Here is a 24,737-nt window from a genome sequence, read left to right as displayed (position 1 = left end):
GCACACGCGACTGACCGCGCCGCAGATGCTCTGCGACGCGGTCAGCGATGTCTCAGGTCAGCGGTGACCCGACATGAGGATCAGGAGCGACGATCGACGATCGCGTGGTAGATCATCGGCAGCATGAAGGCGATCGAGGCGACGACGAGGCCGGCCCAGAACACCCAGAACTCGGTGCCGGCGGGGGAGGAGAACGCCGCGCCGAAGAGGTAGATCGAGAAGATGAAGAGCGCGAAGCAGACGACGAAGACGACGACGTCAGCGAAGTTCGCGGAGTTCTGCGTTCTCTGCGCGGCGGGGTTGGACATGTTCTCCTCCGAGACTTGCGGCGATACGGCGATGATCAGCCATCAGTCTACATGCCGTAGAGAACGACACGGGCATTCCGGCGGGGGCCGTGTCAGTCCCGGGCGTGCGAGGTCAGTCCCGGTCGTACGAGCGCTCCGGGGCGAGCCAGCCGAGCAGCGCGGAGACCACGGAGACGATGATCGCGGCGAGGATCGCCTGGAAGAAGAACGAGTCGATCGTGAAGACGAACGGCGTGAACCCGCTCAGCCAGCTCGTCAGCGCGAGCATCGCGGCGTTGATGACGATCGAGAACAGACCGAGCGTCAGACAGGTGATCGGTGCCGACAGCACGCTGATGATCGGTTTGATGAAGGCATTGGCCAACCCGAAGATCAGACCGATGACGAGGTAGGAGACGACCATCGCGAAGACCGGACCGACCTGTTCCTCGATGAGCTCATTGCCGGCGATGCTCACGCCGGGCAGCAGCCACACGGCCACCCAGATGGCGAAGGCGTTGATGCCGACTCGGAAGAGGAAGTTCATGGTCATATCCTTTCACTCCCGTCTGCGGGTCCACTGAGTCAGGGATGGGAAAGCCGTGTCCGCGACCCCGTCCGCTGATCCCTGACCTGTGCCGATGAGACAGGGTGCCTGATGCGATCGTGACCGATGACACCGCCTGGCGCGGGCGCTCGGCAGGTAGGCTGGGGGCAGAGTTCCCATCCCACCGATGTGCATCTACCGAGTGCAGAGCAGTTCACCACGGCGGCACCGAATCCTCGCAGCGCATTGCGAGGCAGAAACGAAGAACGCCATGCAGCACCCCGATCAGAGGACACCGCACACCGAGCCCCCGACCGCCGAACCCGGCCTGCTCCGCGCCGTCGGTCTCAGCTATTTCCCCATTGCCTTCCTCGCCCGCATGCCCTATGCGATGGTCGTCGTCGGCGTCCTCACGCTCGTCGTCGCCGGCCGCGACTCGCTCAGCCTCGGCGGCCTCAACTCCGCGATGGTCGGGCTCGGCACGGCGATCTTCGGCTCCTTCATCGGCGCCGCCGCCGACCGCTGGGGACAGCGTCCCGTCCTCCTCGTCGTCGGGGCGATCAACAGCGCGGCTCTGCTCTTCCTCGCCTGGGTCGTCTTCTCCCCGCTGCCCGACGTCGTCGTCCTCCTCGCGTCCTTCCTCATCGGAGCGAGCGCCCCGCAGGTCTCCCCGATGTCGCGCTCCCGCCTCGTCGACGTCATCCTCTCAGTGCTGCCCGGCACCCGGCAGTCGAAGGTGCTCAACGGCACGATGGCCTACGAGTCCGCCGCCGACGAGGTCGTCTTCGTCTTCGGCCCCTTCATCGTCGGGCTGCTCGCCACATGGTTCTCACCCGTCGCCCCGATCATCGGTGCCGTCGCCATGACGCTCATCTTCGTCACCGCCTTCGCCCTCCACCGCAGCGGTCGCATCGCGACGTCGGGCGCAGCCGCCGCCGTCGTCAAGGGACCGGTGCGCGACCTCTTCACCGGACGGATCTTCGTCGTCGTCCTCGGCGTCTTCGGCATCGGGCTCGTCTTCGGTTCGACGCTGACGGCCCTGACCTCGCTGATGAATGACCTCGGCCACCCCGAACAGGCCGGGCTCGTCTACGGTGTCCTCGGCATCGGCTCGGCGATCCTCGCGATCTCCGTCGCCCTCTTCTCCCCGCGCTTCGCCCTCTGGGCGAGGCTGCTGTGCTTCGCCCCGCTGCTGCTCGCCGGCACCATCGTGCTCGCGACCGCCTCTGCGATGCCCGGGGTCGTCATCGGGCTCCTCCTCATGGGCACGGCGATCGGGCCGTCGCTCGTCACCCTCTTCAGCCTCGCCGCCGAACGCAGCCCCCGCGGACGCTCGGCCACCGTGATGTCGATGGCGGGATCGGCGATCATCGTCGGACAGTCCGTGGCCTCGGCGCTCGGCGGCATCCTCGCCGAGGAGGTCGGGACGTCCACGGCCATCGCCGTTCCGATCGGGGCCGCGATCGTCGTCGTCCTCGCCGCCCTCCTCAACGTCCTCGTGCGCTTCCGCCAGCGGAAACGAGACGTGGTTCACACGTAGATTCCGCGATCTGGGACACCTCTTCCCATTCCACCGAAAATGTGCTGTGTGCCATGTCGTGGGAGTAGAGTAACCGGTTGTTCGCGCTCCTACATCGCGCGATCGCACGACACAACGGAAAGCACGATATGTCTACCAGCACCTCGACGACCGAGGTCGTCAAGAGCGATACGCGGTTCTTCGGACACCCGCTTCCGCTCTTCCAGCTCTTCAGCCTCGAACTGTGGGAGCGCTTCTCCTACTACGGCATGAACGGCATCCTCGCCCTCTACCTGTACTTCCAGGTCACAGACGGCGGACTCGGACTCCCGCAGGCCACAGCGGTCGGGATCGTCGGCGCCTACGGCGGTGCCGTCTTCCTCGCCACCATCCTCGGCGCCTGGGTCGCCGACCGCATCCTCGGCGCGGAGAAGGTCCTCTTCTACTCGGCGATCATCATCATGGCCGGCCACATCGCGCTGGCGCTCGTGCCGGGATTCGGCGGAGTCGCCGCCGGCCTCATCCTCGTGGCCCTCGGGTCCGGCGGCCTCAAGGCCAACGCCTCCGCGCTCGTCGGTGAGCTCTACGAGGAGAAGGATCCCCGCCGCGACGCGGGCTTCACGATCTTCTACATGGGCGTCAACATCGGAGCCCTCTTCGGCCCGCTCATCACCGGTCTGCTCCAGCAGAACATCGGCTTCCACTACGGCTTCGGCGCCGCCGCCGTCGGCATGGCGCTCGGCCTCGTCATCTACGGCAGCGGCCGGAAGAAGCTGCCCGCCGAATCGCGCACCGCGGTCAACCCGCTGCCGAAGTCGAAGCTCTACCTCTTCATCGTCGCGGTCGTCGCCGTCGTCGTCCTCGCCACCGTGCTGTGGATGACCGGTCTCGTCAACCCCGAGAACCTCGACTGGTGGATCGCCGGCATCTCCGCGGCAGCCGCAGCGTGCTACTTCATCGTCATGTACACCTCGCCGCAGACGAACGCCACCGAACGCTCCCGGGTGCTCGCGTTCATTCCGTTCTTCATCACGAGCGTCGTCTTCTGGTCGATGTACCAGCAGATCTTCGGTGTCCTCACCGTCTACTCCGACGGTCAGCTCAACCGGTCGATCTTCGGGTGGGAGATGCCGATCAACTGGATCCAGCTCATCCCCGCCGCGTTCGTCATCATCTTCGCGCCGCTGTTCGCGACGATGTGGATGAAGCTCGGTCCCAAGCAGATCTCGACCCCGGTCAAGGCGGGCCTCTCGCTCGTCTTCATCGGCCTCGGATTCCTCATGTTCCTGCCGTATGCGACCGCGCCGGCGAACTCGACGCCGCTGCTGTGGGTCTGCCTCATCCTCGCCATCTTCGTCTTCGGCGAGCTGCTCATCTCCCCGGTCGGCCTGTCGTTCTCGACGAAGGTCGCCCCGAAGGTGTTCCAGTCGCAGATGATCGCCGTGTTCTTCCTCGCCTCCGGTGTGGGAACCGCACTCTCGGGTGTGCTCGGCGGCTACTTCGATCCGGCGAACCAGACCCCGTACTGGACGTCGATCGGCGGCACCTCGATCGTCCTCGGGCTCCTCGCGCTGACGCTGACGAAGCCGATGCTCAAGATGCTCAAGGGCGTGCGCTGATCCGCCTCTGACACCCGTATGTCTGACACCCGTCACCGCGGGTGACCAGACCGCAGGGAACCGCCCTGTCCGGAACTTCCCGGACAGGGCGGTTCTCCTGTCGGAGTCAGACCCCGATGAAGATCGGCAGCGCCTGCGGATGGTGGGCGGCGACGATCGTGAGGAAGACGATCGCGTCGAAGATGAGATGGACCGTGACGGTGTAGGGCAGGGACTTCGTCTTCGTGAAGATCACCGCCTGGACGACGGCGAAGGGAATCGTCAGCAGCGGACCGATCGACCGGTAGCCGAGCTCCCAGAGGAACGAGACGAAGATGATCGTCGTGAGCACGTTCGCCGTCCAGAAGTCGAAGTGCCGGCGCAGCAGGGCGAAGACCGTGCAGATGAAGAACAGCTCGTCCCAGAGGCCGACGGCGTTGACGCCGATGAAGAGCCTGAGGATCTCATGCCATTCGGTCACCGCCGGCCAGTTGAGGTAGACCCCGGTGCGGAAGAAGTACTGGGGGAGGACGAGCCAGGCGACGACGACGACGAAGATCAGCCAACCCCACTCGAGCTTCGACCACGGCTGACCGTGCCGGCGCGGGTAGACGATGCTCTTCTCCTTGAACCAGTACCGGGTGACGAGGAAGGGCCCGATGACGACGGCGCTGAGCACGATCCCCATCCGCAGGATGTTCGTCCACGAGATGTCGGCTTCGACGGAGATCGCGGAGATGAGCGCGAGAGCCCCGGCGATGACGCTGAGATCCCGGGCGAAGCTCCGGTCCGCGGTCGTCCACGCGAGGATGAGGGACGCGGCCATCGGCGCATAGCCCCACACCTTGACGGCCCGGAACTCCGTGCCGATCCCGAAGAGGATCACCGCCGAGGCGGCGAGGAGGACCGCGGCGAGCCCGGGACGTGAGACGACGCTCCATCTTCTCGGTTCGGTCTGTTCCTCCACGTCACCCACTCTAATCGAGACGGGCAGGGCGCATTGGTGAAGAGCGGCGCCCACGTCCTAGGATCGACGGAGACATCCCCGACCGGACGACTCACCGCGACTCCTCCGGCCCGACGCAGCGAAAGGACGTGCGTGGACCCCGAGGCCTATTCCCGGATCATCGCCGGAGCTCTGCCGGTCGGCAGTGAGAGCGTGCCCCTCGCCGAGGCGGTCGGTCGGATCCTCGCCCACGACGTCGTCGCCCGGGATCCGATCCCGGCCTTCGCCACCTCGGCGATGGACGGCTACGCCCTCGACGCCCGCGCCCTCGCCCGGGCCCGCACGGGCGCCCCCGTCTCCGTGGTCGGCGACGTGCCCGCCGGTCACCGCCCGGTCGACATCGCCGCCGGCACAGCGGTGCGGGTGATGACGGGTGCCGCCGTCCCGGCCGGTGCCGTGGCCGTCGTCCCCGTCGAATTCACCGATGCCGCTCGGACCGGAGAGATCCCTGAGACGATCACCGTCGCCGGCCTGCCGGAGACGATCGTCGGCCGGTGGAACATCCGCGACGTCGGTGAGGACACCGCGGTCGGCGACATCGTCGTCCTCGGCGGTCAGCGCCTGGGGGCCGCGGCGATCGGGTCGCTCGCGATGCTCGGGGAGACCACCGTCGAGGTGCGACGGCGGCTGCGCGTCGGACTCATCGTCACCGGCGACGAACTCGCCGCCGCCCCGGGGGCTGCGACGGCGACCGCGCCGATCATCCCGAACTCGAACCTGCCGATGCTCTCAGCCGCCATCGTCACCGCCGGGGCGATCCCGCACCTGGGCACGAGCAGCGACGATCCGGCCGAGTTCCTCGCCGTGCTCGACGGTCTCCTCCCCGACGTCGACCTCGTCATCACGACCGGCGGGATCAGCGCCGGGGCCTTCGAGGTCGTGCGGGCGAGCCTCGAGGGCACCGACTCCGAGTTCGTCCGGGTGCGCCAGCGTCCCGGGGGTCCGCAGGGGCACGGGCGCCGCGGCGGCGTGCCCCTGCTCCACTTCCCGGGCACCCCGTCCGGCGCGCTCCTGTCTTTCCATCTCTTCGCGCTCACCCTGCTGTCGGGGACCGACCTCGCCGCACGCTGGCAGCGGGCCGTCTATGCCGGCCCCGACCTCGCCGGACACGTCAAGGGCGTGTCCTTCGTCCCCGTCACCGTCTCCGTCGAGGGCACCGTCGTCCCGGCCGAACGCGCCCGGCTGCGCGACTTCGCCGGTGCCGACGCGATCCTCCGCGTGCCCGCCGCACCGGCGGCGATCTCCGCCGGCGACCTCGTTCAGGTGCTCCCGCTGCCGGCCACCGGCCTCGCGGGGTAGCGGGCGGCGAGCGCGCGTGCGCGCACCGGTCCTAGACTGAGAACCATGGACCTTGCCCGCTACACCCGCCAGATCCGCCTCCGCGGATTCGGCGCAGAAGCCCAGGAGAGACTGCTCGCCTCCCATGTCGTCGTCATCGGCGCCGGGGGCCTCGGGGCGCCCGTGCTCACCTATCTCGCCGCCGCCGGGGTCGGCACCATCAGCGTCATCGACCCCGACGTCGTCGAGCTGAGCAACCTCCACCGGCAGTTCCTCCACGCCGAGGAGGAGGTCGGCAACCGCAAGGTCGACTCCGCGGCCCGGCGGCTGGCCGGACTCAACTCCGACATCGAGATCATCACGCACCCGGTGCTGCTCACCGCCGACAACGCCGAAGAGCTGCTGACCGGGACCGACATCGTCGTCGACGGCAGCGACAACTTCGAGACCCGCTACCTCGTCAACGATGCGTGCGAGCTGCTCGGGATCCCCCTCGTGTGGGGCACGATCCTCGGCTTCGACGGACAGCTCGCCGTCTTCGACGCCCGCACCGGGTCGACGCTGCGCGACCTCCACCCCGAGATGCCCGCGCCCGGGTCCGTGCCCAACTGTGCGACCGCCGGGGTCATCGGCGCCCTGTGCGGCAGCATCGGCTCGGCGATGGCGATGGAGACGATCAAGGTGCTCGCCGGCATCGGCACGCCCCTGCGCGACGCCGTCTCGATCCACAGCAGCCTCGATGCGAGCTGGGAGACGATCCCCGTCGCCCGCGACCCCGAACGCCGGCCCGTGACGAGCCTCGAGGACCACCGCAGCGGCGGTGCACCGGGGCCAGCCGTCGCCCCCGCCGCGGCAAACGCGCCTGCCGCCTCGGCGACCCCATCTGCCGACGAGGCCATCCCGGTCATCACGTGGGAGGGCCTCACCCGCGACGACGTGCTCGTCGACATCAGGGACGACGACGAGGTGTCGGCGGGCAGCGTCGCCGGAGCCGCCCACATTCCCATGGACCGACTCCTCGCCGATCCCGGGCTGCTCACGGCGACCGACGGTGCGACGGTCGTGGGGGAGTCGGCGCGCTTCGCCCTCTACTGCCGGTCAGGGGTGCGCTCGGCCCGGACGGTCAGCGCTCTGCGCCGGGCAGGGATCGACGCCGTGTCGATCTCCGGCGGCTACCTCGCTCACCTCTCCCGCGGCAGCATCGACGCCGCGTTCTGACCGACGGTCGCACCCCAAAACGGGGTCACACCCCAGCGGGCGGTCACCCCTCGAAATGTGGACCCGCGCTCACACAGCGCTTCGTCCCGCTCACCCCCCGGCGAAGGGCGGGAGGACGTCGACGGTGTCTCCGGCGGCCAAGGGCGCTTGCCGGTCGGTGCGCGCCCGGGCGTTGACGAGGAAGCTCGACCGCTCAAGGACCGTGACCGCCTCGGTGTCGGCCCCAGCAGTGAGGACGGCGATGAGATCGGCGAGAGTGGCCGCCTCGGCGGTCGACTCCTTCGTGCCGAACGCCTCCCGGGCGGCGGCGAAGAAGCGCACGGTGACGGTCGCGGGTGCGGCGGCATGCGAGGCTGCGGTGGTCGACACGGTCTCTCTCATCCTCCGATGGCGCTCATCGGTCGCTGCGGCTGGGTGAAGTCGGCGGAGTCCATGCCGTGCCCGGCGAGCTTCGCCCAGTGCGCGCCCTTCCACAGGTTCGCGATCTCCTCATCCGTGGCACCCGAGCGCAGCGCGACGAGCAGATCGACCTCGGTGCGGGAGAACAGGCACGTGCGCACCCGGCCCTCGGCGGTCAGCCGGGTGCGGGTGCAGTCGGCGCAGAACGGGCGCGTGACCGAGGCGATGATGCCGACGTCGCCGAGGTCGGTGTCCGGATCCTCACGGCTCGCCACCCGGAACTTCTCCGCCGGCGCCCCACCGCGCGGGGCCTCGTCCGGCGTGAGGACGAAGCGGGGTTCGAGCAGCGCGAAGACGTCAGCGGCGGTGATCATCGTCCCGCGATCCCACGAGTGCCCCGCGTCGAGGGGCATCTGCTCGATGAACCGCAGCGACAGTCCGTGGCCGAGGCACCACTGGAGGAGGTCGGGTGCCTGCGTGTCGTTGACCCCCGGCAGGAGCACGGCGTTGATCTTCACCGGGTCGAGACCGGCGTCCTTCGACCCCTGGATGCCGTCGAGGACGCGCTGGAGGAACGGACGCCGGGTGATCTCGGCGAACGTGTCGGCATCGACCGTGTCGAGGGAGACGTTGATCCGGTCGAGACCGGCCTCCTTGAGCTTCGCCGCGCGCTTGTCGAGACCGATCGCGTTCGTCGTCAGGGCGATGTTCGGCCGCGGGGTCAGGGCGGCGACGCCCGCGATGATGTCGGTGATGTCGTGGCGGGTCAGCGGCTCTCCGCCGGTGAACCGGATCTGGTCGACGCCGAACCGCTCGACGCCGATGCGGGCGAAGCGGATGATCTCCTCGGCGCTCATCGCCGCATCGCGGGGCATGAACTCGACACCCTCGGCGGGCATGCAGTAGCTGCAGCGCAGGTTGCAGAAATCCGTCAGCGAGATCCGCAGGTCCCGCGCCCGCCGTCCGAACGTGTCGAGGAGCGACTCCTCGCTGTGCGCGGTGAACGACGTGCCCGGGTCGAGAGTCGGAGTCCTCACCATCGGGGTCGGCAGGCCGATCGTCCCCATGTCCGTTCTCCTCCCTTGACGAAAGCTCTTCGCTATCATCGTCCCATGACCAGCGCCTTCACGCATCGTCGTCGGGTATTCGAGACGATCAGTCCGCTGCGCGGCTCGGCGCGCATGCCCCTGACCGCCCTTCTTCAGGTGCCCAGGCAGCTGGCCGCCGATGTCGTCTCCGCCGTCGACGTCCCCGCCTTCGACAACTCGAGCATGGACGGGTTCGCCGTCGCCGCACAGACCCTGACGACCGCACCGCGGGACGGGTCCCGCCTCGGCCCGCTGCCCGTCGTCGGGCAGGTCGCCGCCGGAGCCCGGGGCGCTGCCGTGGACCCCGGCACCGTCGTCGAGATCATGACCGGAGCCCCGGTGCCCGAGGGTGCTGACACGATCATCCCCATCGAGGCCACCGAACCGGGCACCTTCGGGGCGACGGAGATCACCGTCGAGGACGCACCCGCAGCCGGCGCGTTCGTCCGCGCCCGCGGCAGCGACGTCACCGCCGGGACCACCGTGCTCCGCGCCGGTGCGCTGCTCACTCCCGCCCGCCTCGGCGTCGCCACCGCCTGCGGAGTCGTCGACCTCGACGTCGTCACCCTCCCGCGGATCCTCGTCCTCAGCACCGGAGACGAGATCGCCGGGGACGCCGACGCCGGCATCGAGGATTCCAACGGCATCACCCTGACCGCGAGCCTCACCCGCCTCGGCGCCGAGGTCACCCAGCTGCGGGTGCCCGACGACCCGGAGGAGCTGCTGCGCCGAGTGCGCGCCGTCGACACCGACCTCGTCGTGTCCACCGGCGGCATCTCGAAGGGCGCTCGCGAGGTCGTCAAACTCGCCGCGACCCTCGACCCGGGCGCGGACATGCTCTTCGAACCCATCGCCATGCAGCCCGGCGGACCGCAGGGCGTGGGCACGCTCGCCGGTCACCCCTGGGTGGCCCTGCCGGGCAATCCCGTGAGCGCCCTCATCAGCGTTGAGCTCTTCATCCGCCCCGCCCTCCTCGGCATCGACCCCGGCCTCGATGCCCGCCCCGTCGGCTTCCACCCGCTGGCCGCCGACCTCGACGAGACCCCGCCTGCCGGCAAGCTCCAGGTGCGGCGGGCGATCGTCGACGACGACGGCATCACCTTCGTCGGCGGCTCCCGGTCGCATCTGCTCCACAGCTACGCCGAGAGCACCCACCTCGTCTTCATCCCGCCCACCGACGACCCTGACGACCCGTTCGCGGCCGCGGGGGATAGGCTGAGAACGTGGACAATCGCGTGAGCCTCACACACCTCGACGAGTCCGGAGCCGCCCGGATGGTCGACGTCGGCGACAAGAGCACCACCCGGCGGCGGGCCGTGGCCACGGCCACGATCACGACGACCCCGGAGGTCATCTCCCTCATCGGTCAGGCGGGCCTGCCCAAGGGCGATGCCCTGCCGGTGGCGCGGATTGCCGCGGTGATGGGCGCCAAGCGCACGAGCGACCTCATCCCGCTCTGCCATCCGCTGCCGCTGACCGGCGTCGACGTCGACTTCACCCTCACGGACTCCGCCGTCACGGTGACCGCGGCCGTGAAGACGGTGTCGGTGACCGGTGTCGAGATGGAGGCCCTCACCGCCGTCTCCGTCGCCGCGCTGACGATCTTCGACATGATCAAGGCCGTCGACAACCGCGCGGTCATCGGGGACATCAAGGTCCTCGAGAAGACCGGCGGCAAGAGCGGGGACTGGAAGCGGGAGTCATGACCGTCATCACCACCGGCATCACCGAGTCCCCGATCAGCGTGACCGACCTCGAACCCGAGGTCGTCACCGCCGAATGCGGGGCCGCCGTGACCTTCTCCGGGATCATCCGCGACCACGATTCGGGCCGCGGTGTCACCCGGCTCGTCTACGAATCCCACCCGCTGGCGCCCGCGCAGATCGCCGAGGTGGCCGCCGCGGTGGCCGCCCGGCATCCCGCGGTCCGCCTCTCCGTCGTCCACCGGGTCGGAGAGCTGACCGTCGGCGATGTGGCGCTGGCCGCCGTCGTCGCCTCACCGCACCGCCGGGAGTCCTTCGTCGCGTGCGGCGAGCTCGTCGACGAGGTCAAGGAGAAGGTGGCGATCTGGAAGCACCAGTTCTTCACCGACGGCGACGACGAATGGGTGGGAGCGCTCGAATGACTCAGCTGCGCATCAGCGAGGCCGCCCGGTTCCTCGGCGTCAGCGACGACACGATCCGTCGCTGGATCAGCGACGGCCGGCTCGCGCAGCACAAGGACGCCTCGAACCGGTCCGTCGTCGACGGGGCCGAACTCGCCGTGCTCGCCCAGGACGGCGCCGGTTCCCTCGACGACCCGACGCACGTCCGCAGCTCGGCGCGCAACCGCTTCACCGGGCTCGTAACCGACGTCGTCATCGACGGGGTGATGGCGCAGGTCAGCCTCCAGTGCGGGCCGTTCCGGGTCGTGTCCCTGATGTCCGCCGAGGCGTGCCGTCAGCTCGAACTCGAACCCGGCAGCCTCGCCACCGCGGCCGTCAAGGCGACGATGGTGTGGATCGACACCGCTGGCGGCGACTGACCCTTACCAGTCTCAGATGCTGACGCAGATGCTCTGAAACTCCGCATCTGCGGGTGATAATGGGTGGATGATCTGTGATTCCACACCGGGAGACCATCCGTGACGGGGCGTGCCCGGAGGCATGCGACGGCGCCGAGGTGGCTGTGGATTCCCGCTGTCCTCGCCGTCGCGTTCCTCCTCGTCCCCATCATCGGGATGGTCACCCGCATCGACCTCGGCCACCTCGGCGAGGTCATCGGGGCCCCCGAGTCGCAGCTGGCGATGGGACTGTCCCTGCTCACGTCGACGATCTCCGCGCTCGTCAGCGTCGTCCTCGGCTTCCCGCTCGGCTATCTGCTCGCCACGACGACGTTCCCGGGACAGCGGCTCGTGCGCACCCTCATCCTCCTCCCGCTCGTCCTGCCGCCGGTCGTCAGCGGCCTCGCGCTCCTCTACACGTGGGGGCGCTCGGCGTATCTCGGGTCCCTGCTCACCGAGGCCGGTCTCGGGCTCGCGTACACGACGGCGGCCGTCGTCGTCGCCCAGATCTTCGTCTCCCTCCCGTTCATGGTGATGTCGGTCGAGACCGCGGTCGCCGCGCGCGGGCAGCGCTACGAGATCGCCGCCGCCGAACTCGGGGCGACCCCGATGCGCGTGTTCGCCACGGTCACCCTCCCCATGCTGCGGGCAGGCATCCTCACCGGCGCCGTCCTCTGCTTCGCCAGATCCCTCGGCGAATTCGGGGCGACCCTCACCTTCGCCGGCTCCCTGTCGGGCGTGACCCGGACGATGCCGCTGCAGATCTACCTCGTCCGCGAGTCCGACCCGCAGTCGGCGATCGCCCTCTCCCTGCTCCTCGTCGTCACCGCGCTCATCATCATCGTCCTCGCGTACCGCTCGCCCCACGCCCCGCGTCTGCGCCGCTTCGGCCCGCGCGCTTCGGCTCCCGGCGCCACCATCGCGCGCACGGGCGCACCCGCCTCCCGGCCGGACGACACCGATGCTGTCCTCCCGGTGGCGGAGGCCCAACCGGAACCCCATGCCGCTTGCAGGGGCGTCACCTCGGAGATCGGCCGCGGAGCCGCCACGGGCGCCGTCGCCGGAGCCGCCACCAGTCCCGCCGCCGGGGCCGGCGACGGGCGACTGAGCCTGAGCGCCCAGCTGCCCACCCGCGGACTCGACATCGCCCTCGACGTGTCCGCCGGGCAGACGACGGCGCTCATCGGCCGCAACGGGGCCGGGAAGTCGAGTCTCTTCCAGATCATCACCGGCGCCCTGCCCGCCGAATCCGGGGCGCTGCGGCTCGGCGACCGCACGATCTTCGACATCGACGCCGGCCACTGGCCGCCCATCCACGCTCGCGGGGTCGTCCACCTCGCCCAGAACCCGCTGCTCTTCCCGCACCTCAGCGTCCTCGACAACGTCGCGTTCGGACTCCGCGCCCACGGACACCGGAGCGCCGAGGCCCGCACCACCGCCCAGGCGATGCTCGACCGCCTCGGCGTCGGCCACTGCAGCGACCGCCGCCCCGACGAGGTCTCCGGCGGGCAGGCAGCGCGCATCGCCCTCGCCCGGGCGCTCGTCATCGACCCCACGCTCCTCCTCCTCGACGAGCCCCTCGCCGCCCTCGACGTCGACGTGAAGATCAGCACCCGCGCCGTCCTCGCCGACGTGCTGCGCGGACGCAGCGCCCTGCTCATCACCCATGACGCCGCCGACGTCGCGGCACTCAGCCGCGCGCTCGTCCTCATCGACGCCGGTCGCGCGCGTCTCGTCGAGGCCGACGGACAGGCCGGGCCCGGGAGCGACGACGACTTCGTCCGCAGCTTCCGCGCCACCACCCCCACCCGCCTCGGCAGGGAGGCCGACGACAGGAGCACCCCGGCCTTTGCGAGTCGGACCGAACCGGAATAGTGTGAAGGCGATCACACCGCACGCTGTCAGTGACCGCTGACGGGATACGAAGGGCGACAACGACGTGGCTGACCTCTCCTACTCCTCCGGACCGTCGACCGAACCCCTGCGCGGGGAGACGATTCCGGCGAACTTCCGGCGCACCGCCGCCGCCCACCCGGACGCGATCGCCCTCATCGACCGCGGCTCCGACCGACGCTGGACGTATGCCGAGTTCGACGCCGACACCGACGCGCTGGCCGGTGCCCTGCTCGAACGCGGCCTCGGCAATGGCGATCGCATCGGGATCTGGGCGCAGAACGTCGGGGAATGGGCGCTCGTCCAGTACGCGACGGCGAAGATCGGGGCGATCCTCGTCAACGTCAACCCCGCCTACCGCGCCCACGAACTCGAATTCGTCGTGGGCCAGTCGGGGATGACGATGCTCATCTCGCAGATCGCCGCCCCGCCCCATTCGGACTTCCACGCCCTGGCCACCGAGGTGGCCGCCTCGGTGCCGGGTCTCGATCTCGTCTTCCTCGACACCGTCCCGGACGCTCTGACCGGAACGGCGACGATCGGGGAGCGCGAATCGTTCGCCCACCTGCTGACCCAGGGCCGGGAGCTGCTCGCCGACCCCGGAGCGAAGTACGCGGTGCGCCTCGAACAGGCGGCGGCCGAACTCTCCGCCGACGATCCCATCAACATCCAGTACACCTCCGGGACGACGGGCTTCCCCAAGGGCGTGACGCTGTCCCACCACAACATCCTCAACAACGGCTACTTCATCGGCGAGCTCCTCTCGTACTCGCCCGCCGACTCCGTCGTCCTCCCCGTGCCCTACTACCACTGCTTCGGCATGGTCATCGGCAATCTCGCGGCGCTCAGCCACGGGGCCTCGGTCATCCTCCCGTCCCCGGGCTTCGACCCGGCGGCGAGCCTCACCGCCGTCGCCGAGGAAAGGGCGACCTCCCTCTACGGGGTGCCGACGATGTTCATCGCCGAACTCGGCCTGCCCGACTTCGCCGACTACGACCTGTCGACCCTGCGCACCGGGGTGATGGCCGGGTCCCCGTGCCCGGTCGAGGTGATGCGCCACGTCATCGACGACATGAACATGTCCGAGGTCGCCATCTGCTACGGGATGACCGAGACCTCGCCGGTGTCGACGATGACCCGCGCCGACGACTCCCTCGAGGCCCGAACGCAGACGGTGGGCCGGGTCATGCCCCACGTCGAGGTGAAGATCGTCGACCCGGTGACGGGCCAGACGATGCCCCGCGGGCAGAAGGGCGAACTGTGCACCCGCGGGTACTCGGTGATGCTCGGGTACTGGGAGGAGCCGGACAAGACCGCCGAGGCGATCGATGCGGCCCGCTGGATGCACACCGGCGATCTCGCGATCATGGACGACGACGGGTACGTCGACATCTCCGGCCGGATCAAGGACATGGTCATCCGCGGGGGAGAGAACGTCTACCCGCGGGAGATCGAGGAGTTCCTCTACCAGCATCCGGCGATCAGCGACGTCCAGGTCATCGGCGTCCCCGACGAGAAGTACGGCGAGGAGCTCATGGCCTGGGTCATCCTCAAGGACGGCTACGACACGCTGACCGCCGCCGACGTCAGGGAGTTCGCCGAGGGCCGCCTCGCCCATTTCAAGATCCCCAGGTACGTCGAGGTCCGCGACTCGTTCCCGATGACGGTGTCCGGAAAGATCCGGAAAGTCGAGTTGCGCGAAGAGGGCGAGAGGATCGTTCACGCAGGCAGCAGCGTGTGAATGTCGCTCAGGTCACAAGTTCATTGCAGTTGTCCTGGGAACACGTGACGTTTTTCATGTGAGCAGGTCATTCACTAAGATCAGTGGTCATGAGAGTTGAATCACAACCGCTGGTCTCGATGACCGACGTCGAGAAGCACTACGGTGACTTCCACGCGCTCAAGCACATCGATCTCGACATCCACGAGGGTGAGGTCGTCGTCGTCATCGGTCCCTCCGGCTCGGGCAAATCGACCCTGTGCCGGACGATCAACCGGTTGGAGACGATCACCTCGGGATCGATCACGATCGACGGCAAGGAGCTGCCGGCCGAAGGTGCGGCGCTCGCGCAGCTGCGCTCGGACGTCGGCATGGTCTTCCAGTCGTTCAACCTGTTCGCCCACAAGACGATCCTCGAGAACGTCACCCTGGGCCCGATCAAGGTGCGGAAGCTGAAGAAGGCCGACGCGGACAAGCAGGCGATGGCGCTGCTCGAACGCGTCGGGGTCGCCCACCAGGCCGACAAGTACCCCGCTCAGCTCTCCGGCGGGCAGCAGCAGCGCGTCGCGATCGCCCGGGCGCTGGCGATGAAGCCGAAGGTCATGCTCTTCGACGAGCCCACCTCGGCGCTCGACCCGGAGATGATCAACGAAGTCCTCGACGTCATGGTCGAACTCGCGAAGGAGGGGATGACGATGGTCGTCGTCACCCACGAGATGGGGTTCGCCCGCAAGGCCGGCAATCGCGTGGTCTTCATGGCCGACGGGGAGATCGTCGAAGTCAACGGTCCGGAGGAGTTCTTCACGAACCCGCAGAGCGGGCGCGCCCAGGACTTCCTCTCGAAGATCCTCACGAACTGACCCACCCCCGATTCGACCCTCTGTTCCGTTCGACACCACCAAGGAGAAACCATGAAGAAGCTCAGCGTCGCGATCGCCTCGGTCGCGGTCGGACTCCTCGCCCTCAGCGGATGCGGGCAGGGCGGCACCCCCGACAACCCGGCCGACGGCGGTTCGCAGGCCGCGGCCCCGGAGTACCCGGTCAACGAGAGCGCCGACGTCGCCGACTCGAAGACCTGGCAGGCGGCGAAGGACGCCGGTCAGCTCAAGGTCGGCGTGAAGTTCGACCAGCCGGGTCTCGGCAACGTCACCACCGGCTCCGAGAACCCGGAGGGCTTCGACATCGAGATCGCGAAGATGGTTGGCGCGCAGCTCGGCTTCGCCCCTGACCAGATCGACTTCGTCGAGACCGTCTCGGCCAACCGCGAGCCCTTCCTCCAGCAGGGCACCGTCGACATGGTCGTTGCGACCTACACGATCAACGACGAGCGCAAGCAGGTCGTCGACTTCGCCGGCCCCTACTACGTCGCCGGTCAGGACCTGCTCGTGAAGTCCGACTCCGACATCGCCGGTCCCGAGGACCTCGCCGGCCGCAAGGTCTGCTCGGTCGACGGCTCGACCCCGGCGCAGCGGATCCAGGACGAGTACGGAGACGCCGAACTCGTCACCTACGACACGTACTCGAAGTGCGTGACCGACCTCCAGTCCGGTGCCGTCGACGCGGTGACGACCGATGACGCGATCCTCCGCGGGTACGCGGCGCAGAACGAGGGCGAGCTCAAGGTCGTCGGCAAGCCCTTCAGCGAAGAGCCCTACGGCATCGGCCTGCCCAAGGACGACACGGCCCTGCGCAACGCGGTCAACGACGCGGTGCAGACGAGCATGGACGACGGGCAGTGGACCGAGGCCTTCGAGTACACGCTCGGATCGGCCGAGGGCGTGAAGATGCCGGAGATCGACCGCTACTGACCGCTTGCCGCACCGAGGCCGCCCACCGGCTGCCTCACTGACCTGATGCGAGGGCACCGACCGGTGCCCTCGCATCGATTAAGGAACCCGGGATGGACTTTCTCGCCCTGCTCGAGCTCTTCGGCTCCGGCATTTGGGGCACGGTCAAGCTCTTCACCGTCACCCTCGTCGGATCGCTGGTGCTCGGCACGATCCTCGCCGCCATGCGGGTCTCACCGACCCCGGTGCTGCGGATCGCCGCCTCGGCGTACATCAACATCGTCCGCAACACCCCGCTGACGCTCGTGATGTTCTTCTGCGCCTTCGGACTGCCCTTCCTCGACATCCGCTTCGGCGACTCGAGTTCGTTCAACTCCTTCGTCTACGCGACGCTCGCGCTCACCGCCTACACCGCGTGCTTCGTCGCCGAGACCCTCAAGGCGGGCATCGCGACGATCCCCGTCGGCCAGGCCGAGGCCGCCCGGGCCATCGGGCTGACGTTCAACCAGACGCTGACGGAGGTCATCCTGCCGCAGGCCTTCCGGACGGTCATCCCGCCGCTCGGCAGCGTCATCATCGCGATGCTCAAGAACACGTCGATCGCCTCGGCGTTCAACAACCGCGAACTCATCTCCGCGATGCGCAACGCGATCGAGCTCCGCGGCGACCTCGTCATCCCGATCCTCTTCGGCACCGCCGTCGCCTACCTCATCCTCGCGCTCATCCTCGGGCGCATCTTCTCCTACCTCGAGCGGAAGCTGGTGATCCTCCGATGAGCGCACCGACAGAGGTTCTCTTCGACGCCCCGGGCCCGAAGGCCCGCCGCAACAACGTCATCCTCTCGATCGTCTCGACGATCGTGCTCGCCGGGCTCATCGCATGGATCATCTGGAAGTTCGCCGACGCCGGACAGCTCGAACCCGAGAAGTGGTATCCGTTCACATTCGCCCAGATCCAGCTCGTCCTCCTCGACGGCATGCTCGCGACCCTCAAGGTCGCCGCCGTCGCCTCGGTGCTGGCGCTGGCCGTCGGCGTCGTCTTCGCCCTCCTGCGGCTGTCGTCGAAGCGGATCATCTCCGTGCCCGCGACGATCGTCCTCGAGTTCTTCCGCGGCGTGCCCGTCCTCCTCCTCATCTTCGCGACGTTCCTCCTCTTCGGGAACACGATCGGCCCGTTCTGGTCCGTCGTCATCGGCCTCACCCTCTACAACGGCATGGTGCTCGCCGAGATCATCCGGGCCGGCATCCTCGCCGTGCCGAAGGGCCAGCGGGAAGCGGCGATGGCGATCGGCCTGCGACCGGGACAGGTGATGAGCCTCGTCCTCATGCCGCAGGCGCTGCGGGCGATGATGCCGACGATCGTCGCGCAGATCGTCGTCCTCCTCAAGGACTCGGCGCTCGGCTTCATCGTCACCTACCAGGACCTTCTCTACCAGGTCAACCTCATCGGCCGCGAGTACAATAACCTTCTGCCGACGTTCATCGTCGGTGCCGCGCTCTTCATCATCATCAACATGATCGTCGCGAGCTTCGCGCGGTGGCTCGAGAGGCGACTGCAGCGCAAGACCACCGCCGACGTCGAGGGCGAAGGGCTGACGACGGCACCGGTGCGCTGAGCAGCTCACCGACGATGAAAGGGACGTGAGGATGGAACCCGAACTCAGCGCCACCCCGGTGACGATGCGCCACAACCGTGACCGGGAGCGCTTCGAACTCTTCACCACCGACGATCCCGAGGCGTTCGTCGGGTTCCTCGCCTACCAGCGGATCGGCGACAGCACCCTCGAACTCCAGCACACGATCATCTCCGAGGGCTTCTCCCGGCGCGGATTCGCCCGCACCCTCGTCACGCACGCCCTCGACGAGATCCGGGCGAACGGGGAGACGATCGTCCCGCTGTGCACCTACGTCCAGGACTACCTGCAGCGGTTCCCGCAGTACGCCGATCTCGTCGCCGACAGGTGAGGGCGGGAGCCGGTCGGTACGCCCCGAGCCCCAGCGGCGACCTCCACATCGGCAACATCCGCACCGGGGTGCTCGCGTATGCGCGCGCCCGGCAGCAGGGCCAGCGCTTCCTCTGGCGCGTCGAGGACCTCGACCGGGTCCGGCCGGGCGCGGCGGAGTCCCAACGGGCGGTGTTCGCCGACCTCGGGATCGTGCCCGACGACGACCCCCTCGTCCAGTCCGCGCGTCTCGACGTCTACGCTGAGGCGATCGCCCGTCTCGATGAGGCGGGACTCGTCTACGAATGCTACTGCTCGCGCAAGGACATCCAGCAGGCCCCCTCCGCCCCGCACGCCCCACCGGGGGCGTATCCGGGCACGTGCCGCGACCTCTCCGAGGAGCAGCGCACCGAGGCGCGGACCGCCCTGGCCGCCGCGGGCCGGAGACCGGCCCTGCGGCTGCGCTCGGAGAACCGGGAGGTCACCGTGGCCGACGCTCTGCTCGGCACGATCACGGCACCGGTCGACGACGTCGTGCTCCGGCGCGGTGACGGCGTGTTCGCCTACAACCTTACCGTCGTCGTCGACGATGCGGCCAGTGGGATCACCGAGGTGGTCCGCGGGGACGACCTCGCCTCCTCGGCCCCGCGGCAGGCCCGTCTTGCCGAACTCCTCGACCTGCCCGAGCAGGCGTGGCTGCACGTGCCGCTCGTGCTCAACGAGTCGGGGTCCCGGCTGGCCAAGCGCGACGGCGCCGTGACGTACGAGCAGCTGCGCGCCCGCGGCTGGACGGTCGCCGATGTCTACGGATGGATCTGGGAGTCCCTCGGCGGGGCCGATCCGACGTCTGCCACCGGAGGCAGTGCCCGGTGGCGGTCGATCGAGGACGTCATCGCCGGGCTCGACGTCGCGCGGCTGGGGTCGGAGCCGACGGTGTTCGTCCCGCCGGCCGACGACGCGGCCTGAGCGGCGGGCCGTTTCAGGCGGTCCGTCTCAGGCCGTTTCAGGCAGTCGGTCTCAGGCCGCGGTGTCGACGTATCCGGCGATGACGTCGGCGTAGATCGACTCGAACGTGTCGAGCGTGTACTCGATGTCATGGGTGGCGACGACGTCGAGGGAGGCCCGGGACATCGCCTCGTACTGCGGGGGCGTCTGCGTGCAGATGCGGGTGAAGCGATCGGCGAGGGCCTCGATGTCCCGCGGTGGGAACAGGTAGCCGTTGACGCCGTCGCGGACGAGATGGGGCAGGGCGACGGCGTCGGCGAGGACGACGGGTTTGCGCGAGGCCAGGGCCTCGAGTGTGGCGATCGACTGGAGCTCGGCCGTCGAGGGCATGCAGAAGAACGTGCACCGGGCGTAGGCGTCCATGAGCGCGGAGTCGCTGATCTTGCCGAGCACGTGGATGCGCTCGGCGATGCCGAGTTCCGCGGCGAGCGACTTGAGCGGCTCCTCCTGATCGCCGCCCCCGACGATGTCGGCCTCGAGGCCGAGTGCCGGGTCGGTGAGTGCGACGGCGCGGACGATGTCCTCGGCGTGCTTCTCCGCCGAGAGCCGACCGACGAAGAGCACCCGCGGGGCGGCCGCCTCGGTGCCCGACGAGGAGCCCTTCCCGCCGGTCACGGGCTGCTTGAGGTGGGAGAACCGGTCGAGGTCGATGCCGCAGGAGACCGCGCGGATGGGGGAGCTGAAGCCGTTCTGCGTGAGCAGGTCGGCGGCGAGCTGCGTGGGGACGGTGATGAACTCGGCGGACTGGAACTTCCGGCGCAGATCCCACCAGGCAAGCGCGGTGCCGCCGTCGACGAGCGGCTTGGGCACGCGGAGGTAGGGGCGGACGTTCTCGGGCATGAAGTGGTTCGTCGCGACGACGGGGATGCCGCGCTTGTGCGATTCGGAGAACGCGTAGCGGCCGATGACGAAGTGCGCCTGCGTGTGGACGACGTCGGGCTTGAGGGTGTCGAGGAGGCGGGCGATCTCCGGTTTCGTCTCCCACGGCATGCAGATCGTCCACGTGGGGTGGAGCATCCAGCGGTGGGAGGTGAGGCGGTGGACGGTGACGCCGTTCTCCACGCTCACCGAGGGGGTGCCGGTCGCCGAGGGGCAGGCGACGTGGACGTCATGTCCGCGGGCGGCGAGTCCCGCTGCCAGGCGTTCGGCGAACTTCGCCGCTCCGTTGACCTCGGGGGCGTAGGTCTCGGTGGGGATGAGGATGCGACGGGTCGATTGTGCGGACAGAGCTCAACTCTCCTCGGTGTCGGTCAACTGATCGTTCTGGCGGGCGTCGCGGCGTTCGTCCTCGCGATCCTTGACATCGGGATGATACCGAGACAATACAACGACCCCGAGACACGCGACCAATCCTGTGATCGTGATGACAACGACGAGCCACGGGGGAGCGGCGTGGGCCTCACCGAGGACGACGGAGCCGAGGATGACCGCGGCGATGGGATCGACGACGGTGAGCCCGGCGATGACCATCTCCGGGGGACCGGCGGCGTACGAGTTCTGCACGAACCAGGAGCCCAGGGCTGCGGCGACGATGAGGGCTGCGACGTTGAGCCACGTGACGTTCTCGATGCCGGCGCGGAGGAACTGCACGCTGACGAGATGGGCGTTCGTCGCCACGCACGCGAAGAGCAGGCCCGCCGCGGTGATGAGGACGAGCTGCGGGGCGTGGCGGAAGAAGAGCATGACGATGAGCCCGGCGGCGACGATGACGCCGGTGATCCACACGAGCGGAAGGGCATCGGCGCCGAGGTGGACCGACGTCCGCGCAGTCGTGGCCGACAGGGCGACGAAGACCGTGACGCCGACGGTGCACCACACGACGGCCTGGACGAGGCGGCGGTTGACCTTGAGCCCGCGGTACCTCACGCCGAGGAGGACGGAGACGATGAGGGAGAACGCCCCGATCGGCTGGACGACCATGACGGGGGCGAGGGCGAGGGCGAGGAAGTTCCCCAGGGTGCCGAGGCCGAGGATGAAGAGCCCGAGCAGCCATTTCCGGTTCCCCAGCAGCTCCTTGAAGTGCGCCCAGCTCAGACCGTCATGGGAGTTGTCCTGATCGGCGACGGCGTCGTGCTGGTAGAGGGCCCCGAACGCGAGGGCCACAGCTGCCAGAACGGCTAAGGCGATGGCCACAATGGTCACGTGTTCTGCTTCCGTCGGGGATGGCTCGCAAGGGTCACCCCCGATGTTACAGTGCAGTACGCGCGAGCGTCGTGCGCGCGGGGGAATTGTCCGGTTCCCCGTCTCCCCGAGGTGGGGGAAACCGGAGCTGTCCGCCTCGGGCACCGCTGGCCCAGGGCGAGCGGGGCGGGTGTGACCTAACGCACTGGGCGCCGCTTTGGCGAGGTCGGCTCACCTTTGCTATGCTGATTTCTCGTGCGCAGGTCACTGCCACATTCCTCCGTAGCTCAGTTGGCAGAGCATTCGACTGTTAATCGAAGGGTCGCTGGTTCGAGCCCAGCCGGGGGAGCAGAGCAAGGCCCCGTCGTTCCCGACGGGGCCTTTGTCGTTCCCTGAATGCCCGCACGCACACCCACATGGGTATGCGGGGCCCGTGCAGCCAGCAGGAAGCCGCGCACCGCCTGCGACCGGCCGGAATAATTGAAACCTCAACCAGGTTGGCATGGATATGAAGGCATTCGGATTCTTGAGTTTCGGCCATTACGGACCCGGCGCGGCCCCAGGGGAGTACGGCGCGAAGGAAGCCCTGAAGCAGGCTGTCGAGATCGGCGTCGGCGCCGACGAGATCGGCGTCAACGGAGCGTACTTCCGCGTCCACCACTTCGCCAGACAGGCGGCGTCGCCGATCCCCGTCCTCAGCGCGATCGCCGCGAAGACGAAGCACATCGAGGTCGGCACCGGCGTCATCGACATGCGGTAGCACATATCGAGGTTGCAACACTCGTTGACGTAAGCTTGGTTGCATGGTCGAACTGGTATCGCTGAGGAAGACGAACGAGGTGGCGGCGTACGTCCGCGCCTCGTTGGACCGCAAGGGCGACCGGTGGACTGTCGAGACCCAGTTGCGGAAGATCAGGGCGCTGGCCGAGGCGAAGGACTGGGAGGTCGTCGAGGTCTACGACGACAACGCGGTGTCGGCGACGAAGAAGCGCCGCGCTGGCACTCGGTGGGCCGAGATGCTGAACGACGCCCGGGCGGGTCGGTTCTCGATGGTCGTCGCCGTGGACATGGACCGCTTGCTGCGCAGCACGAAGGACTTGAACACGCTGATCGACCTCGGTTTGCGGGTCGTCACGGTGGACGGCGAGATCGACCTCTCGACGGCGGACGGCGAGTTCCGGGCGACGATGCTCGCCGCTCTCGCCCGGTTCGAGGCACGTCGCAAGGCCGAGCGTCAGATCCGGTCGAACGAGCGCCGACGTGCCGAGGGCATACCGGCGTCCACCTGGAAGGCGTTCGGCTGGACGCGGGAGGGCGAGCTGATCGAGGAAGAGGCCAACGCGGTTCGGCGGGCCTTCGACGCGTTCCTCGGCGAGCCGTCGCTGTCAATCCGTCGCATCCGCGAGGACCTGAACAAGGCCGGACACCTCACCGCGCGCGGGTCGGAGTTCTCCGTCGATGCCGTGCGGTACCTGCTGGCGAATCCGCTCTACGCTGGCTACATCAAGCACTACGACTCGGGCGAGTTGTACCCGGTGCAGGGCGAGGGGTTCCCGCCCATCGTCAGCGAACAGACATGGCGGGCTGCGGTGGCGAAGCTGGAGGACAACGTGCGGAGGTCGGCGAGGCAGGGCAACCAACCGAAGTACCTCCTGTCCACGATCGGGCTGTGCGGGAAGTGCGGCGCGACGCTCGTCTCAGGGACGAACAGCCGCAAGCAGCCGACGTACCGCTGCGGTGAGCAGTTCCACCTCACCCGCCAGCGCGAGCCCGTCGACGCGATGGTCACCGAGGCGGTGCTCACCCGACTGTCCTCGGCGGACGTGCACGACCTCGTGATGCCGCAGGAAGACGCTGGGCCGGACCGCGAAGAGCTGCTGACCGAGCGGAACGCCCTGGTCGAGCGCGTCAAGGAGCTGAGCCCGCTGCTGCGCGACATCCACCAGCCCGTGCTGGAGATCACCGCGGCGATCAACGACGTGAAGGCTCGCATCGACGAGATCGACGCGGAGCTGCTCGACCGATCGGTGTCGGTGGCGGCGAAGCTGCTCGCGGACGTTGACGAGCCGGTCGGCACCGCGGAGCGCCGCGAGGTGGTCGAGTCGAAGTGGAAGGAGTTGGACGTGGACCGTCGCCGGATGCTCGTGGACGAACTGGTGACGGTGACCATCGAGCCCATCGTTCCTGGTCACGTGAAGTTCGACCCCGATCTCATTCGGATAGAGCCGAGACGCGACTGACTCATGGCTCGACTCGTCATTGCAATGGTGAGTCGAGTCATGGGAGAATGGTTACAGACAAGAAGATCCCACCGGGGCCGCGACTTTGAAGCGCGGGGTTCTGCTCCCGGATGAGTAGCCGGTCAAACAGCCCAACTACGGTGGCGGGGAACCGGAAGCACACTCATGTCTGAGGTCTTCCGATGTCTGTCGTTATCGACGCTCCCCGCGCTTCCGCGCTGGACCGTCCTGGGATCGCCCAGGACTCGACCCCCGTTCCGCAGTCTGATGGGCTCGATCCCGTCATCGCCGTCGCCCGTGCCGCCGGTCGCCGTGCCGGTGAGCGCCTGGCCAACACGCCGCTGACCCCGCGTCAGCGCGCCGCCGTCGCCTCCGTGATGGGCGGTGGTCGCTGATGACTGCGAATGCTGCCGCCCTCGATCACGTCGAGGCGTTCCACTGGCGTCTGGGCGATCCCGCTCTCGCCGACGCGGAGGCCCGCCTCTAGGGTTATAGGCCAAAAAGTGTGTCCGTGCCGGGTGTGTCACCGACGTCGTCCGCCCCATCCT

General features: G+C 68.5%; 26 protein-coding genes and 1 tRNA gene. 20 read left to right on the top strand and 7 right to left on the bottom strand.

The annotated features are described in order from the left end of the window. Positions 1-80 precede the first annotated feature (80 nt). Both ABD154_RS01480 and ABD154_RS01475 read right to left on the bottom strand, forming a co-directional pair. Positions 81-308 (bottom strand): hypothetical protein, encoded by a 228-nt coding sequence (locus ABD154_RS01480; protein ID WP_344249631.1) that lies wholly within the window; start codon positions 306-308, stop codon positions 81-83. A 112-nt stretch (positions 309-420) separates the two neighbouring features. Beyond that, complete coding sequence (locus ABD154_RS01475) at positions 421-834, bottom strand: phage holin family protein (RefSeq protein WP_140955080.1); 414 nt, start codon at positions 832-834, stop codon at positions 421-423. A gap of 271 nt (positions 835-1,105) precedes the next feature. On the opposite strand from ABD154_RS01475, the gene ABD154_RS01470 reads away from it, so the two are divergent. Continuing rightward, a complete protein-coding gene (locus ABD154_RS01470; protein WP_344249626.1) occupies positions 1,106-2,374 on the top strand; it encodes an MFS transporter in 1,269 nt (422 codons plus the stop codon). A 128-nt stretch (positions 2,375-2,502) separates the two neighbouring features. Beyond that, positions 2,503-3,972 (top strand): peptide MFS transporter, encoded by a 1,470-nt coding sequence (locus ABD154_RS01465; protein ID WP_198498673.1) that lies wholly within the window; start codon positions 2,503-2,505, stop codon positions 3,970-3,972. A gap of 106 nt (positions 3,973-4,078) precedes the next feature. Here ABD154_RS01465 and ABD154_RS01460 read toward each other — a convergent pair whose 3' ends face one another. Next, positions 4,079-4,918 carry a CPBP family intramembrane glutamic endopeptidase gene (locus ABD154_RS01460; protein ID WP_344249623.1) on the bottom strand — a complete coding sequence of 280 codons (840 nt, stop codon included), beginning with the start codon at positions 4,916-4,918 and terminating at the stop codon, positions 4,079-4,081. Between the two features lie 132 nt (positions 4,919-5,050). Here ABD154_RS01460 and ABD154_RS01455 point away from each other — a divergent pair, with 132 nt between their 5' ends. Together ABD154_RS01455 and ABD154_RS01450 are read left to right on the top strand one after the other, a co-directional pair. Beyond that, positions 5,051-6,256: a molybdopterin molybdotransferase MoeA gene (locus tag ABD154_RS01455; RefSeq protein WP_344249621.1), complete on the top strand. Its 1,206-nt coding sequence runs from the start codon at positions 5,051-5,053 to the stop codon at positions 6,254-6,256. 45 nt (positions 6,257-6,301) lie between these two features. After that, positions 6,302-7,453, top strand: a complete 1,152-nt coding sequence (locus ABD154_RS01450; RefSeq protein ID WP_344249619.1) for a ThiF family adenylyltransferase — start codon at positions 6,302-6,304, stop codon at positions 7,451-7,453. A gap of 90 nt (positions 7,454-7,543) precedes the next feature. Here ABD154_RS01450 and ABD154_RS01445 read toward each other — a convergent pair whose 3' ends face one another. Together ABD154_RS01445 and moaA are read right to left on the bottom strand one after the other, a co-directional pair. Continuing rightward, the gene (locus ABD154_RS01445) at positions 7,544-7,822 is read right to left on the bottom strand and encodes a MoaD/ThiS family protein (protein WP_344249617.1); all 279 of its coding nucleotides are present in this window, start codon (positions 7,820-7,822) and stop codon (positions 7,544-7,546) included. Between the two features lie 8 nt (positions 7,823-7,830). Then, the gene (gene moaA, locus ABD154_RS01440; RefSeq protein WP_344249615.1) at positions 7,831-8,919 is read right to left on the bottom strand and encodes a GTP 3',8-cyclase MoaA; all 1,089 of its coding nucleotides are present in this window, start codon (positions 8,917-8,919) and stop codon (positions 7,831-7,833) included. 45 nt (positions 8,920-8,964) lie between these two features. Here moaA and ABD154_RS01435 point away from each other — a divergent pair, with 45 nt between their 5' ends. From ABD154_RS01435 to gluQRS, 12 genes are all read left to right on the top strand, one after another. Then, entirely contained in the window at positions 8,965-10,179 is a 1,215-nt protein-coding gene (locus ABD154_RS01435) for a molybdopterin molybdotransferase MoeA (RefSeq protein ID WP_344249613.1), read from the top strand. A 35-nt stretch (positions 10,180-10,214) separates the two neighbouring features. Continuing rightward, positions 10,215-10,646: a cyclic pyranopterin monophosphate synthase MoaC gene (gene moaC, locus ABD154_RS01430; RefSeq protein WP_376871846.1), complete on the top strand. Its 432-nt coding sequence runs from the start codon at positions 10,215-10,217 to the stop codon at positions 10,644-10,646. Continuing rightward, positions 10,643-11,065, top strand: coding sequence for a molybdenum cofactor biosynthesis protein MoaE (locus tag ABD154_RS01425; RefSeq protein ID WP_344249609.1), 423 nt, complete (start codon positions 10,643-10,645; stop codon positions 11,063-11,065). The genes moaC and ABD154_RS01425 overlap by 4 nt, the downstream gene beginning before the upstream one ends. After that, positions 11,062-11,463, top strand: coding sequence for a TOBE domain-containing protein (locus tag ABD154_RS01420; RefSeq protein ID WP_198498682.1), 402 nt, complete (start codon positions 11,062-11,064; stop codon positions 11,461-11,463). Before ABD154_RS01425 ends, ABD154_RS01420 begins: the two co-directional genes overlap by 4 nt. A 99-nt stretch (positions 11,464-11,562) precedes the next feature. Further along, the gene (locus ABD154_RS01415; RefSeq protein WP_344249607.1) at positions 11,563-13,356 is read left to right on the top strand and encodes an ABC transporter permease; all 1,794 of its coding nucleotides are present in this window, start codon (positions 11,563-11,565) and stop codon (positions 13,354-13,356) included. A 64-nt stretch (positions 13,357-13,420) separates the two neighbouring features. Next, positions 13,421-15,115, top strand: coding sequence for an AMP-binding protein (locus ABD154_RS01410; RefSeq protein WP_344249605.1), 1,695 nt, complete (start codon positions 13,421-13,423; stop codon positions 15,113-15,115). Between the two features lie 110 nt (positions 15,116-15,225). Then, the gene (locus ABD154_RS01405) at positions 15,226-15,954 is read left to right on the top strand and encodes an amino acid ABC transporter ATP-binding protein (RefSeq protein WP_211979286.1); all 729 of its coding nucleotides are present in this window, start codon (positions 15,226-15,228) and stop codon (positions 15,952-15,954) included. A 51-nt stretch (positions 15,955-16,005) separates the two neighbouring features. Beyond that, a complete protein-coding gene (locus tag ABD154_RS01400) occupies positions 16,006-16,902 on the top strand; it encodes a glutamate ABC transporter substrate-binding protein (protein ID WP_344249603.1) in 897 nt (298 codons plus the stop codon). Positions 16,903-16,994: 92 nt separating this feature from the next. After that, positions 16,995-17,657 (top strand): amino acid ABC transporter permease, encoded by a 663-nt coding sequence (locus ABD154_RS01395; RefSeq protein ID WP_211977658.1) that lies wholly within the window; start codon positions 16,995-16,997, stop codon positions 17,655-17,657. Further along, positions 17,654-18,496, top strand: coding sequence for an amino acid ABC transporter permease (locus tag ABD154_RS01390; RefSeq protein ID WP_198498687.1), 843 nt, complete (start codon positions 17,654-17,656; stop codon positions 18,494-18,496). The genes ABD154_RS01395 and ABD154_RS01390 overlap by 4 nt, the downstream gene beginning before the upstream one ends. Before the next feature lie 31 nt (positions 18,497-18,527). Then, positions 18,528-18,845 (top strand): GNAT family N-acetyltransferase, encoded by a 318-nt coding sequence (locus ABD154_RS01385; RefSeq protein ID WP_198498688.1) that lies wholly within the window; start codon positions 18,528-18,530, stop codon positions 18,843-18,845. Continuing rightward, positions 18,842-19,789, top strand: a complete 948-nt coding sequence (gene gluQRS / locus ABD154_RS01380) for a tRNA glutamyl-Q(34) synthetase GluQRS (protein ID WP_344249595.1) — start codon at positions 18,842-18,844, stop codon at positions 19,787-19,789. The genes ABD154_RS01385 and gluQRS overlap by 4 nt, the downstream gene beginning before the upstream one ends. A gap of 51 nt (positions 19,790-19,840) precedes the next feature. Here gluQRS and ABD154_RS01375 read toward each other — a convergent pair whose 3' ends face one another. After that, on the bottom strand, positions 19,841-21,025 hold the full coding sequence (locus tag ABD154_RS01375; protein ID WP_344249861.1) for a glycosyltransferase: 1,185 nt from the start codon (positions 21,023-21,025) through the stop codon (positions 19,841-19,843). 33 nt (positions 21,026-21,058) lie between these two features. Next, on the bottom strand, positions 21,059-21,970 hold the full coding sequence (locus ABD154_RS01370) for a DMT family transporter (protein WP_249120863.1): 912 nt from the start codon (positions 21,968-21,970) through the stop codon (positions 21,059-21,061). Positions 21,971-22,225: 255 nt separating this feature from the next. Here ABD154_RS01370 and ABD154_RS01365 point away from each other — a divergent pair. The 4 genes from ABD154_RS01365 (at position 22,226) to ABD154_RS01350 (ending at position 24,584) form a co-directional block, all read left to right on the top strand. Continuing rightward, a tRNA-Asn gene (locus tag ABD154_RS01365) sits at positions 22,226-22,298 on the top strand. A gap of 153 nt (positions 22,299-22,451) precedes the next feature. Next, complete coding sequence (locus ABD154_RS01360) at positions 22,452-22,709, top strand: LLM class flavin-dependent oxidoreductase (RefSeq protein WP_344249592.1); 258 nt, start codon at positions 22,452-22,454, stop codon at positions 22,707-22,709. A gap of 43 nt (positions 22,710-22,752) precedes the next feature. Next, entirely contained in the window at positions 22,753-24,189 is a 1,437-nt protein-coding gene (locus ABD154_RS01355; RefSeq protein ID WP_094426304.1) for a recombinase family protein, read from the top strand. A 182-nt stretch (positions 24,190-24,371) separates the two neighbouring features. Continuing rightward, entirely contained in the window at positions 24,372-24,584 is a 213-nt protein-coding gene (locus ABD154_RS01350; protein ID WP_342037492.1) for a hypothetical protein, read from the top strand. The last annotated feature ends 153 nt before the right edge of the window (positions 24,585-24,737 follow it).

The sequence above is a fragment of the Brevibacterium sanguinis genome, assembly GCF_039528855.1.
GTDB classification, from domain to species: domain Bacteria; phylum Actinomycetota; class Actinomycetes; order Actinomycetales; family Brevibacteriaceae; genus Brevibacterium; species Brevibacterium sanguinis.
The sequence above is the reverse complement of the archived record's forward strand: the minus strand, read 5'-3'. Positions and strand labels throughout refer to the sequence as shown.